The sequence below is a fragment of the Actinomycetota bacterium genome (assembly GCA_035640355.1).
In the GTDB taxonomy this organism is placed as follows: domain Bacteria; phylum Actinomycetota; class UBA4738; order UBA4738; family HRBIN12; genus CALGFI01.
Map to the genome: position 1 here is coordinate 119,694 of DASQWI010000006.1, position 12,621 is coordinate 132,314.

14 protein-coding genes are annotated in these 12,621 nt (G+C 67.1%); 10 read left to right on the plus strand and 4 right to left on the minus strand.

Features of this window, described 5'->3' with window-relative positions:
• Positions 1 to 99: 99 nt before the first annotated feature.
• The 6 genes from sufB (at position 100) to VFA08_02945 (ending at position 5,787) form a co-directional block, all read left to right on the plus strand.
• Positions 100 to 1,557, plus strand: a complete 1,458-nt coding sequence (gene sufB / locus VFA08_02920) for a Fe-S cluster assembly protein SufB (protein ID HYZ12539.1) — start codon at positions 100 to 102, stop codon at positions 1,555 to 1,557.
• A gap of 70 nt (positions 1,558 to 1,627) precedes the next feature.
• Complete coding sequence (sufD, locus tag VFA08_02925; GenBank protein HYZ12540.1) at positions 1,628 to 2,944, plus strand: Fe-S cluster assembly protein SufD; 1,317 nt, start codon at positions 1,628 to 1,630, stop codon at positions 2,942 to 2,944.
• Between the two features lie 2 nt (positions 2,945 to 2,946).
• On the plus strand, positions 2,947 to 3,270 hold the full coding sequence (locus VFA08_02930) for a non-heme iron oxygenase ferredoxin subunit (GenBank protein ID HYZ12541.1): 324 nt from the start codon (positions 2,947 to 2,949) through the stop codon (positions 3,268 to 3,270).
• An 11-nt stretch (positions 3,271 to 3,281) separates the two neighbouring features.
• The gene (gene sufC / locus VFA08_02935) at positions 3,282 to 4,064 is read left to right on the plus strand and encodes a Fe-S cluster assembly ATPase SufC (protein ID HYZ12542.1); all 783 of its coding nucleotides are present in this window, start codon (positions 3,282 to 3,284) and stop codon (positions 4,062 to 4,064) included.
• A gap of 14 nt (positions 4,065 to 4,078) precedes the next feature.
• Positions 4,079 to 5,329 (plus strand): cysteine desulfurase, encoded by a 1,251-nt coding sequence (locus VFA08_02940; protein HYZ12543.1) that lies wholly within the window; start codon positions 4,079 to 4,081, stop codon positions 5,327 to 5,329.
• 11 nt (positions 5,330 to 5,340) lie between these two features.
• Complete coding sequence (locus VFA08_02945) at positions 5,341 to 5,787, plus strand: SUF system NifU family Fe-S cluster assembly protein (protein ID HYZ12544.1); 447 nt, start codon at positions 5,341 to 5,343, stop codon at positions 5,785 to 5,787.
• On the opposite strand, the gene VFA08_02950 is transcribed toward VFA08_02945, so the two are convergent.
• Positions 5,784 to 6,554 (minus strand): class I SAM-dependent methyltransferase, encoded by a 771-nt coding sequence (locus VFA08_02950; GenBank protein ID HYZ12545.1) that lies wholly within the window; start codon positions 6,552 to 6,554, stop codon positions 5,784 to 5,786. The genes VFA08_02945 and VFA08_02950 overlap by 4 nt on opposite strands.
• A 68-nt stretch (positions 6,555 to 6,622) precedes the next feature.
• Between VFA08_02950 and VFA08_02955 the strand changes: the two genes are divergently transcribed.
• Complete coding sequence (locus VFA08_02955) at positions 6,623 to 8,440, plus strand: DUF2207 domain-containing protein (GenBank protein ID HYZ12546.1); 1,818 nt, start codon at positions 6,623 to 6,625, stop codon at positions 8,438 to 8,440.
• A 36-nt stretch (positions 8,441 to 8,476) separates the two neighbouring features.
• Entirely contained in the window at positions 8,477 to 9,469 is a 993-nt protein-coding gene (locus tag VFA08_02960) for a GNAT family N-acetyltransferase (protein HYZ12547.1), read from the plus strand.
• Positions 9,470 to 9,474: 5 nt separating this feature from the next.
• On the opposite strand, the gene VFA08_02965 is transcribed toward VFA08_02960, so the two are convergent.
• The 3 genes from VFA08_02965 to VFA08_02975 all read right to left on the minus strand — a co-directional run bounded on the left by VFA08_02965 (position 9,475) and on the right by VFA08_02975 (position 11,668).
• On the minus strand, positions 9,475 to 10,182 hold the full coding sequence (locus tag VFA08_02965; protein HYZ12548.1) for a zf-HC2 domain-containing protein: 708 nt from the start codon (positions 10,180 to 10,182) through the stop codon (positions 9,475 to 9,477).
• On the minus strand, positions 10,179 to 10,739 hold the full coding sequence (locus VFA08_02970; GenBank protein HYZ12549.1) for a sigma-70 family RNA polymerase sigma factor: 561 nt from the start codon (positions 10,737 to 10,739) through the stop codon (positions 10,179 to 10,181). The genes VFA08_02965 and VFA08_02970 overlap by 4 nt, the downstream gene beginning before the upstream one ends.
• A gap of 95 nt (positions 10,740 to 10,834) precedes the next feature.
• Positions 10,835 to 11,668, minus strand: coding sequence for a maleylpyruvate isomerase N-terminal domain-containing protein (locus VFA08_02975; GenBank protein ID HYZ12550.1), 834 nt, complete (start codon positions 11,666 to 11,668; stop codon positions 10,835 to 10,837).
• 66 nt (positions 11,669 to 11,734) lie between these two features.
• Between VFA08_02975 and VFA08_02980 the strand changes: the two genes are divergently transcribed.
• Together VFA08_02980 and VFA08_02985 are read left to right on the plus strand one after the other, a co-directional pair.
• The gene (locus VFA08_02980; GenBank protein HYZ12551.1) at positions 11,735 to 12,214 is read left to right on the plus strand and encodes a YbaK/EbsC family protein; all 480 of its coding nucleotides are present in this window, start codon (positions 11,735 to 11,737) and stop codon (positions 12,212 to 12,214) included.
• 68 nt (positions 12,215 to 12,282) lie between these two features.
• Positions 12,283 to 12,603, plus strand: coding sequence for an iron-sulfur cluster assembly accessory protein (locus VFA08_02985; GenBank protein ID HYZ12552.1), 321 nt, complete (start codon positions 12,283 to 12,285; stop codon positions 12,601 to 12,603).
• The last annotated feature ends 18 nt before the right edge of the window (positions 12,604 to 12,621 follow it).

The window sequence follows — 12,621 nt, forward strand, 5'->3', positions numbered from 1 at the left end:
TCCGAGAACAGCGGAGTGGCAGCCTCCTGACCTGCGGAAACGCTCGGCCGTAATCCGATCACGCAGATAGACTTTGGTCGTCGGACGCGGGTATCCTGGATGGGACGGAACCCGCCATCCGTGGGCAGTCGGAAAGGATTCCCCGTGGCCGTCAGCCAGGAAGAACACCTCAAGGAGCTTTCCAAGGGCTATCGCTTCGGCTGGAAGGACCCTTCGCATTCGGTCTTCGAGCCGAAGAAGGGTCTCGATGCGCGTGTCGTCGAGGAGATCTCGACCCTGAAGGACGAGCCCGACTGGATGCGGAAGTTCCGGTTGAAGGCCCTGAAGCACTTCGAGCGGCGCCCGATGCCGTGGTGGGGGGCGGACCTCTCGGGCATCGACTTCGACGACATCTACTACTTCATCCGCTCGACCGAGAAGCAGGCGCAGAGCTGGGACGAGCTTCCGGAGGACATCCGCGGCACGTGGGACAAGCTGGGTATCCCCGAGGCGGAGAAGAAGTTCCTCGGCGGCGTTTCAGCCCAGTACGAGAGCGAGGTCGTCTACCACAAGATCAAGGACGAGCTCGACTCGATGGGCGTCATCTTCACGGACATGGATTCGGGGCTGCGGGATCACCCGGACATCGTTAAGGAGTACTTCGGGACGATCATCCCGCCGAACGACAACAAGTTTGCCGCGCTGAACTCCGCCGTGTGGTCGGGGGGCTCGTTCATCTACGTGCCGCCCGGCGTGCACGTCGACATCCCGCTCCAGGCGTACTTCCGCATCAACGCCGAGGCGATGGGGCAGTTCGAGCGGACGCTGATCATCGCGGACGAGGGCAGCTACGTTCATTACGTCGAGGGGTGCTCTGCGCCGATCTACACGCGGGACTCGCTGCACTCGGCCGTGGTCGAGATCATCGCCAAGAAGAATTCGCGCGTGCGGTACACGACGATCCAGAACTGGTCGAACAACGTCTACAACCTGGTGACCAAGCGCGCCGCCGCGCACGAGGACGCCGTAATGGAGTGGATCGACGGCAACATCGGCTCGAAGGTGACGATGAAGTACCCGTCGATCTACCTGCTCGGCAAGGGCGCTCGCGGCGAAGTGCTGAGCGTGGCCTACGCGGGCAAGGGCATGCACACCGACGCGGGCGGGAAGGCGATCCACGCAGCGCCCCACACGACGAGCGTCCTGACGTCGAAGTCGGTCTCCAAGGACGGCGGACGCACCGGCTACCGCGGCCTGGTCCGCATCGAGCCGGGCGCCGACCACGCCAAGTCCAACGTCCGGTGCGACGCGCTGATCCTGGACGAGGAATCACGTTCGGACACATACCCGTACGTCGAGGTCGAGGAGGAGACCGCGCAACTCGGGCACGAGGCGAGCGTCTCGCGGATCGGCGAAGACCAGTTGTTCTACCTGATGAGCCGAGGGCTCAGCGAGGCCGAGGCGTCCGCGATGATCGTGAACGGCTTCATCGAGCCGATCACCCGTGAGCTCCCGATGGAGTACGCGGTCGAGCTCAACCGCCTGATCGAGCTGCAGATGGAGGGCGCGATCGGCTAGCGGCCTCGCGGGCGCGGGACCGGACGAGGGCAGGCCGCGCGGTCTGCCCTCTTGCATGGATGGTGACGAGATGACGCAGATCACGAAGACGGGGTTCGATGAGGAGGCCCTCGCGGCGCTCCCGTCCCCCGCGCCGTTCGTGGAGACGCTTCGCAAGCAGGCGTTCGACGAGTTCCTCGCGCTCCCCATCCCGTCGCAGGAGACCGAGGAGTGGCGGTACACGGACCTGGAGGGGTTCGACTTCGACCTGCGTCCGTTCGCCGATGGGGGACATGCCGACAACCTCGACGACGTTCCGGACGAGATCCTCGCCTCTGCCGGCACGGTCGGCGAGCGGGACGGGCTCCAGATCCAGCGGAACTCCGAGGTCGTGGTGACGCACCTCGCGCCCGAGCTGAAGGCCAAGGGCGTGTGGTTCGGCGATCTCGACCGGGCCGCGGCCGATCGCCCCGACCTGATCGAGCGGTATCTCCACGACCTCGTGTCAACGGAGCGCTCGAAGTTCACCGCGCTGCACGCGGCGTTCCGTAGCGGCGGCACGCTTCTGCACGTCCCTCGTGACGTTCGAGTGGAGCTGCCGATCCAGACCCTGACCTATCTCGACGCGGACGGCTCGGCGGTGTTCCCGCGGACGCTGCTCATCGCCGACGAGGGCGCCGAGGTGACGTTCATCGACCGGTACGTCTCGCCCCGGCTCGAGCGGGCGTTGAGCGACGCGATCGTCGAGATCCACGTCGGTCGGGGCGCGCACGTTCGCTACGTCGCGCTGCAGGAGTACGGCGACGGCGTACAGCACCTCGCCGTGCAACGCGCGCGCATCGGGCGCGACGCGACGCTCAAGACGCTCGGCGTCGCGTTCGGCGGAACGCTTTCCCGCGCGGAGATCGAGGCCGTCCTCGCGGAGGACGGAGCCTCGAGCGAGATGCTCGGCGTGTACTTCGGCGACGGCGAACAGCACATCGACCATCGCTCGATCCAGGACCACATCGGTTCCCGCACGTCGAGCGACCTTCTCTACAAGGGTGCGATGCGCGACCGCTCGAATGCGATCTACACCGGGACGGTGGTGATCGAAAAGGGGGGCCACCGGTGCGACGCGTACCAGACCAACCGCAACATCCTGCTGTCCGAGACGGCGCGCGCACACTCGGTTCCGAACCTGGAGATCCTCACGAACGACCCCACGCGATGCGGCCACGCCGCGAGCGTCGGCCCGGTGTCCGACGACGAGCTGTTCTACCTGATGAGCCGGGGGATCCCCGAGAAGGAGGCGCAGCGGCTGATCGTGTTCGGCTTCTTCCAGGAGGTGCTCGACCGGGTCGAGCTCCCCGAGGTGCGTGATGGCCTCGTCGCGGCGATCGAGGATGAGCTGGCGAGGGGGTTGTGAACGTGTCGCTGGTTCGCATCTGCGGCGTGCACGACGTGCCCGAAGGGGAGGTCCGGCGGTTCGAGCTGGATCATCGACCGTACGCCGTGGCGAACCTGGGCGAGGAGGGCTTCCGCGTCGTGGACGCGATCTGCTCGCACGCGCACTACTTCTTGGACGAGGGGGATGTCGACGTGGACTTCGAAACGGTGGAGTGCCCGAAGCACGGGTCGACGTTCGACCTCAACACGGGCAGGCCGCGGACGCTCCCGGCGACCCAGCCCGTAGAGGTGTTCCCGGTCAAAGTGGAGAACGACGACGTGATGATCGAGGTGGCAGAGGGATGACGACGACAGACATGACGACCGAAGCTGCGACGCTCGAGATCAAGGCCCTCGAGGCGTCCGTCGAGGGAAAGGACATCCTGAAAGGGATCGACCTGGTCGTCCGGCAGGGCGAGACGCACGCGCTGATGGGCCCGAACGGCTCGGGCAAGTCGACGCTCGCGGCCGTGCTGATGGGCAGACCCGGCTACGCCGTGACGGCGGGACGCGTGCTGTTCAAAGGCGAAGACATCACCCGCCTCACCGCCGACAAGCGCGCCGAGCGGGGGCTGTTCCTCGCCATGCAGTATCCGGTCGAGATCCCAGGCGTCTCGGTCGTGAACTTCCTTCGGACCGCGTACAAGAACGTCAAGGGTGATGAGATCAGTGCGCTTGCCTTCCGCAAGCACATGAAGGAGAAGATGGACCTCCTCGGCGTCGAGGACGCCATGGTCCAGCGCTACGTGAACCAGGGTTTCTCGGGCGGGGAGAAGAAGAAGAACGAGGTCCTGCAGCTCGCGGTGCTGGAGCCCGAGATCGCGGTGCTCGACGAGACGGACTCGGGGCTCGATATCGACTCGCTGAAGGCCGTCGCCAACGGCGTCGCGCAGCTCATCGGACCGAACCTCGGCGTGCTGCTGATCACGCACTACCAGAGGATCCTCAACTACATCACGCCGGACTTCGTCCACGTCATGCTCGACGGGCGTATCGTGAAGTCCGGCGGCAAGGAGCTCGCGCAGGAGCTCGAGGAGAAGGGCTACGACGGCGTCCGCAAGGAGCTCGGGCTCGAGACCGTGCCGGCGTCCTCCGGCTGAGGAGCACTGACGACGTGGCGGTAACCGAGCAGCGAAAGGCGGAACTGGACGTCGAGCGCATCCGCGCGGACTTCCCGATCCTGTCGCGAGCCGTCGGCGACAAGCCGCTCGTCTACCTCGACTCCGCCGCGACGTCGCAGAAGCCACGCGCGGTGCTCGACGCCGAGCGCGAGTTCTACGAGCGCCACAACGCCAACGTGCACCGCGGTATCTACATGCTCTCGGAGGAAGCGACCGAGTTGTACGAGGAGGCGCGGGTCAAGCTCGCGTCGTTCATCGGCGCGACAGACCCCGCGACGGTGATCTTCAACCGCGGCACGACGGAGTCGATCAACGCGATCGCGCACGGGTGGGGCAGGAAGTGCCTCAAGGAGGGCGACGAGATCCTGCTCACGGACATGGAGCACCACTCCAACATCGTGCCGTGGCAGCTCGCCGCCAGGGCGACCGGCGCGACGCTCCGATACCTGCCGATCACCGACGACGGGCTGATCGATCTGTCGACGCTCGAGTCGTCGCTGACCGATCGAACCAAGGTGTTCGCGGTCACCGGCATGTCCAACTCGCTCGGGACGCTCACGCCGGTGCCTCTCCTCGCCGACGCGGCGCACGCGGTCGGTGCAGTGCTCGTCGTGGACGGCGCACAGCTCGTGCCACATGTGCCGGTGGACGTTCGCGTGCTCGACTGCGACTTCCTGACAATCTCGGGACACAAGATGCTCGGGCCGACCGCGTCGGGCGGGTTCTACGCCAAGCGCGAGCTGCTCGAGGAGATGGACCCCTTCATCGGCGGCGGGCACATGATCCACGAGGTCTACCGCGAGTACTCGACGTGGAACGACGTGCCGGGCAAGTTCGAGGGTGGAACGATGAACATCGCGCAGGAGGTCGGACTCGCCGCCGCGGTGGACTACCTGCAGGCGCTGGGCATGGAGAACGTCCGCGCGCACGAGGAGGAGATCGCCGGGTACGCGATCGCGCGACTTCAAGACGCGGGCGCGCGGATCCTCGGCCCCGTCGATGTCTCCAAGCGCGGCGGCGCGGTGAGCTTCGTCTATCGAGACGTCCACCCACACGACGTGGCGACGGTACTGAACGAAGAGGGGATCGCGGTTCGCGCGGGACATCACTGCAACCAGCTGGTCATGCGGCGATTCAACGTGGCGGCGACGACGCGCGCGAGCTTCTACGTCTACAACACCCGCCGTGAGGTCGACGCGCTCGTGAACGCGCTCGGCAAGGCCGACGACGTCTTTGGAGCCTAGGAAGGACACCGGTGGCGCTCGACGACATCTACAAGGAAGTCATCCTCGATCACTACAAGAACCCCCGGAACAAGCACGAGCTGCCGGGCGCCGCGCTCACCCACTCGAAGAACAACCCGCTGTGCGGCGACGAGATCACCGTGTTCGCGGACGCCGAGGACGGCAAGCTCCGGGAGGTGTCGTTCGTCGGCCAGGGCTGCTCGATCAGTCAGAGCTCCGCGTCGATGATGACGGAGACCGTCGCGGGCAAGACGATCGGCGAGGTCGAGGAGCTCACGGCGAACGTTCGGGGGATGCTTTCCGGCGACGTCGAACCCGACGAGGATGCGTTCGGCGAGCTGGTGGCGCTGAAGGGCGTCGTGAAGTACCCGATCAGGGTGAAGTGCGCCGTCCTCGCTTGGGACGTCCTGCAGGAGGCACTCTCCCAGGGGTCAAGTAGCCCAGCGGCAGCCCGCTAGGACCGTCGGCGTGACCTCGGCACGGCAGGAGTCCGAACCCCCACGAACCCGGTCTGCCCGACGCGGCTCTCGTCCGCCGTGAGGTGAACCTTCCGGACGTCGCCGAACCCGGCGTCGCGCATGCCGGCGATCCACGTCCGGGTGGGAAACAGGCCGCACAGGTGGCTGTCGAGCTCCGAGTGCACCGAGCCGTCGGGTTCGTGGAAGACGTACGTGAGGTCCATCTGAACAGTGGTGTCGTCGGGATCGGGGTCGTAGGTCCACTCCAGGTAACGGAGCGCGCGATCGGGACCGTCGTGGCCGCCGTGGTCGGTGGTCTCGTAGAACGTCTCGGTCACCGAGTCGGGGACGAACAGCGCCGCTCCGCCCGGGGTGCAGTGCGCGAACGCCGTACGGAACACTGCGAACAGGTCGTCAACGGTCGTCATGTACGCGATCGCGTCGTGCACGAACACGCTGTCGAACGTTCGTCCCAACCGTACCGTCCGCATGTCGCCCTCGACGTGCTCGCACTCGGGGTTCAGCCGGCGACTGACCTCGAGCATGCCGGGGGAGCGATCGACGAGCGTGAGCGAGAACGCCTTCTTCATGTGCGACGCGTTGTTCCCGCCGCCCGACCCCAGCTCGAGCACTTCGCGAACCGGGATCGTCGATCTCTCGGTGATGATCTCGCGGTATTCGTTCGCCTCAGCGGCGTACTCCTCGGGCGCCGACAGCAACGGCCACCACTCCGCGAGATCGCGGTACAGACGCGGCTGCTCCTCCACGAACGCGCAGGGTATCCGTGGAGCCGCTTCCGCGCCATCGGCGCTGGACCGCTTTAGGCTTCGCACTCGTGAAGCGCGTTCGGTTGCTCCTCGCGGCGACGCTTCCTTTCGCGGCGATCGCGCTCGGGACTCCAGCGAGCGCGGGCGCGCAAGGCTTCGCGACGGAGTCGACGCCGCGATTCGACGTCCGCATCGACATCGAGTCGGACGGCTCGATCGCCGTCGCCGAGACGATCGTGCAGGGCTTCGGCGACGTCCCGCGTCACGGCATCTTCCGAACCATCCCCAACCGCGTTCCGTACGACGACGAGTTCGACCGCGTGTACCCCATCGACCTCGTCTCGGTCCGAACATCGCAGGGGACGCCGAGCGACGTCGAGACCAGCGAGGAAGCCGGCCACCTCGTCATCCGGATCGGCGATCCCGACCTCACGATCACCGGACGCCACACGTACTCGATCTCGTACGTCGTGAACGGAGCGCTCAACGACTTCCCCACGCATCAGGAGCTGTACTGGAACGCGATCGGCGACGATTGGGAGCAACCGATCGGCGAGATGCGCGTCCGCGTCGCGGGTCCTGGTCCGATCGAGCGCGTGGCGTGCTTCCAGGGACCGTTCGGCTCGACGCTCCAGTGCGACCGCGCGCGGATCAAGGACGGCGTCGCGACGTTCGTCCAGGAGGGACTCAACGCTTTCACCGGGATGTCCATCGTCGCCGCCCTTCCGCCGGGCACCGTGACGAACGCCCTCCCCATCCTCAAGGAGCGGTGGAGCTTGCAGCGCGCGTTCTCCGTGACGCCGCTGACGCTGATCGCCTCGCTTGCGCTCCTCGTCGCCGTTGTGGCCGGGTTCTCGCGGTTCGGGTGGCGGCGCGGACGCGACGTGCGGTTCTCGGGATCCCAAGTCGATCAGGTCATGGGTGGCCCGCCGGGGGGACCGACCCAAGCGGTTCCCCTGTTCGAGGACGGGAACGCACCCGTTGAGTTCGCCCCGCCCGACGGCCTTCGACCCGGTCAGGTCGGCACGCTGATCGACGAGGAGGCGAACACGCTCGACGTTTCGGCCACCATCGTCGACCTCGCGGTCCGAACGTTCCTCGTGATCGAGGAGCTCGAGAAGAAGTGGTTCCTGGGCAAGCCCGACTGGCGGCTCACGCGACTGCCCGCCGAGACCGATGGGCTGTTGCCCTACGAACGTTCGTTGCTCGACGGGCTGTTCGAAGACGGCGACGAGGTCGAGCTGTCGGATCTGCGCAAGAAGTTCGCCGCGCGATTGCGTCGCGTCAAGGACGCGCTCTACGACGAGGTCGTCCGGCGCAAGTGGTTCCTCCGCCGTCCCGACAAGGTGCGGCAGACTTGGGTCGGCATCGGCATCGTCGCGCTCCTCGCCGGGATCGGCATCACGGTGCTGCTCGCGTGGAAGACGAAGCTCGCGCTCCTGGGGATCCCGATCGTCATCGGAGGACTGCTCCTTCTGGTCGGTGCGAAGCGCATGCCTGCGCGGACCGCGACGGGCACGGCGCTCACGCGGAGGATCACCGGGTTCCGCCGCGTCGTGGAAACGGCGGACGAACACCTGGCCAAGTGGGCCGAACAGGAGAACGTGTTCACGAAGTACCTGCCATACGCGGTCGTCTTCGGCGTCACCGACAAGTGGGCGAAGACGTTCGAGTCGCTCGGCGCCGAGCAAGCCGGCGATATGAGCTGGTACGTCAGCTCGCGACCGTTCGCGTACGTTGCGTTCGCCGACAGCATCGACTCGTTCACCGTGTCGACGAGTGGGGTGATCAGCGCGACGCCGTCCGGCTCCGGCGGAAGCGGTTTCTCCGGCGGCGGGGGGTTCTCGGGTGGCGGTGGAGGCGGTGGCGGAGGAGGGTCCTGGTAGGGTCGCGCCGAGCCCGGGCGTCGAAGGCCGTACATCGTGGACATCGTCTTCTCCGAAGATCCTCGTGACTTCGTTCGTCGCGACTGGTCGGGCATCGCTACCGTCGATCCGGCAGGAACCTTCTTCCACACCCCGCAGTACCTGAAGCTGTACTGGGAAGAGTTCGGCCGGGACACCGACGCGCTGCTGTTGGCGTTCGCCGAGGACGACGGGGCGCCGGTCGGGGCGGTTGCGTTCGAGCGGATCGGTACGACGCTGAGGTTCCTCGGAGGCACCGAGGTGACCGACTACTTGGGTCCCGTCGCACTGCCCGAGGCGCAGACGACAGTGGCCAAGGAGCTGTTCGCCGCGCTCGATCGGCTCGACGGATGGACCGATGCCGACCTACGCGGGCTGCCCGAGGATCGCGCTTGGCTCGAGCTGCTGCACGAATCGGCGGCGGCGCAAGGGTTCTCGACGGAGGTGACCGACGACAACAACGGCGTGGCGCCATTCCTCACGCTTCCCGGCTCGTTCGACGAGTACCTCGCGCAGCTGCCGTCGAAGCTCCGCCACGAGATCAAGCGAAAGGCGCGTCGGCTTGAATCCGCGATCGGCCCTTGGCACATCTGTCTCGCGACGGCTGAGACGCTCGACGGCGACCTCGATACGTTCGTGGAACTGCACCGAACGAGCGAGGGCCCCAAGGGCGTGTTCATGCAGCCGGGGATGGAGATCTTCTTCCGCCGGCTGGGCGAGGCGTTCGTTCGCCGCGGGATCTACAACCTGACCTTCATCGAGGCGGAGGGCCATCGCAAGCTCGCCGGAACGATCAGCTTCCGTTACGAAGGCACGTACTACCTCTACAACTCGGCGTTCGATCGCGCGTACGAGTCCGCCGCCCCCGGCATGGTGCTCGTGGCGGAGGACGTCCGCATCGCCATCGAAGGTGGCTGCTCGGTGTTCGACCTGCTGAAGGGGGACTACTCGTACAAGTACCGATTCGGAGCCGTTCCGCGCGCCATCAAGCGCCTCGTCGTCGCCAGGTAGTCCCGTCAGCTTCGATCGATCTCGGCCGACGCCATCAGACCGCCGTCATCCCACACGTTGACGGTGTCGAACGCGCTCAGGTCGCTCGATGTAACCAACCACGTGGAGCCGTCGCCGCTGGGCCCGAACTCCATCGGACGGAGATCGATGCGCCGCTCGCCCGCGGTCATGGTGACGAACGCGTCCTTCTGGCGACCGGGCGCGCGCACGAGAACGAGGACCCACGACATCCCATGTTCTGACTCGTACACGACCACGTCGCCGTCGAGCTCGTTCGGACCAACCGCTCGGAACTCCGCAGCTCGGACGTCCTCTCCACCGAGCGCATCGAGGAACGCCCGGTAGCGACCGGCTTCCTCTCTGAGACCGAAGGCCGTGATCGTTGCGATTGCCCCCCACGCCAGCACGAGACCGAGTGCGAGGGCCGCTACGACACGCCACGCGCGTGGGGCCACGCGCTTGCGCGGCGACACCCGCTCCGGCTCGGACCACTCTTCGTCCAGAACCGCGAGGACGCGCGTTCGTAGCTCGGGGGGTGGCCTCACGTCGTGGGCGGCCGCGGCGAGCGTGCTGACGCCGTCCGCGAGGGTGGCCATGTCGGCTCGGCAGGCGGCGCAGCCCCGGACGTGGCGGCGCACGGACGCGTCCACGTCGGGCTGGAGCGTTCCCAGGAGGTGGTCTGCCAGCTGCTCGCGTACCTGGTCGCACCTCATGGGTGCTCCTGGAGCGCGTCGCGGAGCTTCAACAGAGCCGTGCGGATGCGCGTCTTGGCGGTACCGAGCGGGATGCCCTCGAGCTCGGCGACCTCGGCGCTGGTCTTCCCGCCGAAGTACGCAAGCTCGAGCGCCGCGCGCTGTCCGTCTGTGAGCGCCGCCATCGCACGCCGGGCGCGCTCGGACATGTCGAGTGTCTCAGCGCGCTGATCCGGCCCGGGCTCGTCCGACGCCTCACGCGGCGGCGCCGTCCGCTGCGCCACGCGCACCTCGAGGACGCGGCGACGAAGTGCGTCGATGGCGAGACTTCGAGCGACGAGCAGCACCCACGTCTCGAGCCTGCCGCGGGCCGGGTCGTAGCGCGCTGCGCCGCGCCACAGCTTGACGAATGTGTCCTGGACCAGATCCTGTGCGGCGGCGTCGCTCCCGAGCATCACGATTCCCAGCCCATACACCCGCGAGGCGAACCGGTCGAACACCTCCTCCGCGGCCGCGGGATCACGCGCGGCGAACGCGCGCATCAGCGCGGCGTCCGACCCCGTTCCGCGTGTTCGCACGTTCAGCACGCTAACCCACCCAGTCCGATCCGATATCTCGAGGCGGCCTCGGAGGGGTGTACGGGTGAGACGGATCGGTGGCCTCAGGCGGCGGGCTACTCGACGAAGGCCCGAAGATGCTGCAGCAGCGTCAGCGCGAGCTCTTCGTCGCCCCCGACGACGAGTTCGCCTTCGTCAAGGAACGTCTCAGCGGCATGACGGCATGCCGCGACGAGCGCGAACGCAATAGCGCGCCCGGCGATGTACGCATCTGCTTTCTTGTCCGCGGCCGGCGTCTCGCGCGGAGCGAGACCCCAGTGCCACGTGCCCCCGCCGACGCCTTCGAGCTCCACCTGCACGCTCCGTCCGGGGAACGACAGCCCGGCCTGTCCGAGTGAGAACGGCAGCATCCGGATGGCCAGATCGTTCGTGAGGTACACCGGCCAGTGCTGGTAGTTGGTTTCGAGCCCCGCGCCCTCGCGGAGGTCCTCGCCGTGGATCCACCACTCGATCGTCCGCGACTGCACGAGGTAGCGGACGCCGATCGAGCCTGCGACCCAGTCGACACGTTTGGTTCGCCACTCGTCGTCGCTCAGACGCGTGCAGAGCTCGAGGAACGTCTCTGCCGCTCGCCCCCAGTCGGCGATCAGCTGACGCGTCGGTCGCTCGTCTCGCACCTTGATCGCCCACTCGTTGAAACCGTTCACCCACAGCTCGCCGCCGTTCGCCTCCCGGAACATGTCGAACTCCTCGGCGGGATCGCCGCCGACGAGTTGCGCGGCAGCGGTGTCCTGCGCCGCGAGATGCGCGACGATGTCGCGGTTCCGCCACCCCGCGCTGACGCTGTCGGCGTCCCACGCGGCCGCCGGCGTGTACTGGATCGTGCGGCCGAGGCGTTCGCGCTCGGCGTGGGCGATGCCGATCAACGTCGTGCGGTCGAGCGTCGACATACGTCCTCTTAGAGAGGGGTCCTGGATCGGCGCGGATTGTACCCGCGGCCCGTATCGTGACCATTCATGAGCAAGGCGATCGACCGGTTCCTGGACGCCGCGGCCGTGTTGAACCACGACGTCGAGGTGCGGCGCTTCCCAGAGGGAACCAAGACGGCCGAAGACGCGGCCACGGCCATCGGCTGCGATGTCGCGCAGATCGTGAAGTCACTGGTATTCATGGCAGCCGACGGAACCCCAGTGTTGGCGCTGACGAGCGGGGCGAACCGCGTGGATACCGAACGGCTGGCTTCGATCGCCGGCTCACGATCGGTGCGCCGCGCGAACCCCGAGGAGGCTCGCGCGGCGACCGGGTTCGCCGTCGGAGGCACGCCGCCGTTCGGGCACCCGGACCCGGTCCGAACGTTCCTCGACCGAGACCTGCTCGCTCACGACGAGGTGTGGGCGGCCGCGGGAACGCCCGACGCCGTCTTCCGGACCGATCCCGGCGAGCTCGAGCGGGTAACCGGCGCCGAGATCGCCGACTTCAAGGAAGGCGGAGGATGAACCGATCTGCAGAGCGTTGCAGCAGGTAAAATGAACGGAACGACACGCCTACGGAGGCTCGCCCGACGATGATCCAGCTGACCGAGAACGCTGCCGGCAAGGTGAAAGACCTCCTCGTGGAGGAGGGGCGGAACGACATCGCGCTGCGCGTGGCAGTTCAGCCGGGCGGGTGCTCCGGGCTTCGCTACGCGATGTACCTGGACGACCAGCTCACCGAGAAGGACGTCAGCGAGGAGCAGTTCGGCGTTCGAGTGGTGATCGACCGGATGAGCGTCCCGTACCTCTCGGAGGCCAAGATCGACTTCGTCGACACGCTCGAGGCGTCCGGCTTCACGATCGACAACCCGATGGCGCAGGGCTCCTGCGCGTGCGGGCATTCGTTCCACTAACCGCGACCGTTCGGCCGC

What these genes read in the sequence shown, in the direction of transcription:
- VFA08_02985 (HYZ12552.1), top strand. Translation starts at nt 12,283, where the DNA reads ATGATCCAGCTGACCGAGAACGCTGCCGGCAAGGTGAAAGACCTCCTC.
- VFA08_02965 (HYZ12548.1), bottom strand. Translation starts at nt 10,182, where the DNA reads ATGAGGTGCGACCAGGTACGCGAGCAGCTGGCAGACCACCTCCTGGGA.
- VFA08_02975 (HYZ12550.1), bottom strand. Translation starts at nt 11,668, where the DNA reads ATGTCGACGCTCGACCGCACGACGTTGATCGGCATCGCCCACGCCGAG.
- sufD (HYZ12540.1), top strand. Translation starts at nt 1,628, where the DNA reads ATGACGCAGATCACGAAGACGGGGTTCGATGAGGAGGCCCTCGCGGCG.
- sufB (HYZ12539.1), top strand. Translation starts at nt 100, where the DNA reads ATGGGACGGAACCCGCCATCCGTGGGCAGTCGGAAAGGATTCCCCGTG.
- VFA08_02980 (HYZ12551.1), top strand. Translation starts at nt 11,735, where the DNA reads ATGAGCAAGGCGATCGACCGGTTCCTGGACGCCGCGGCCGTGTTGAAC.
- sufC (HYZ12542.1), top strand. Translation starts at nt 3,282, where the DNA reads ATGACGACCGAAGCTGCGACGCTCGAGATCAAGGCCCTCGAGGCGTCC.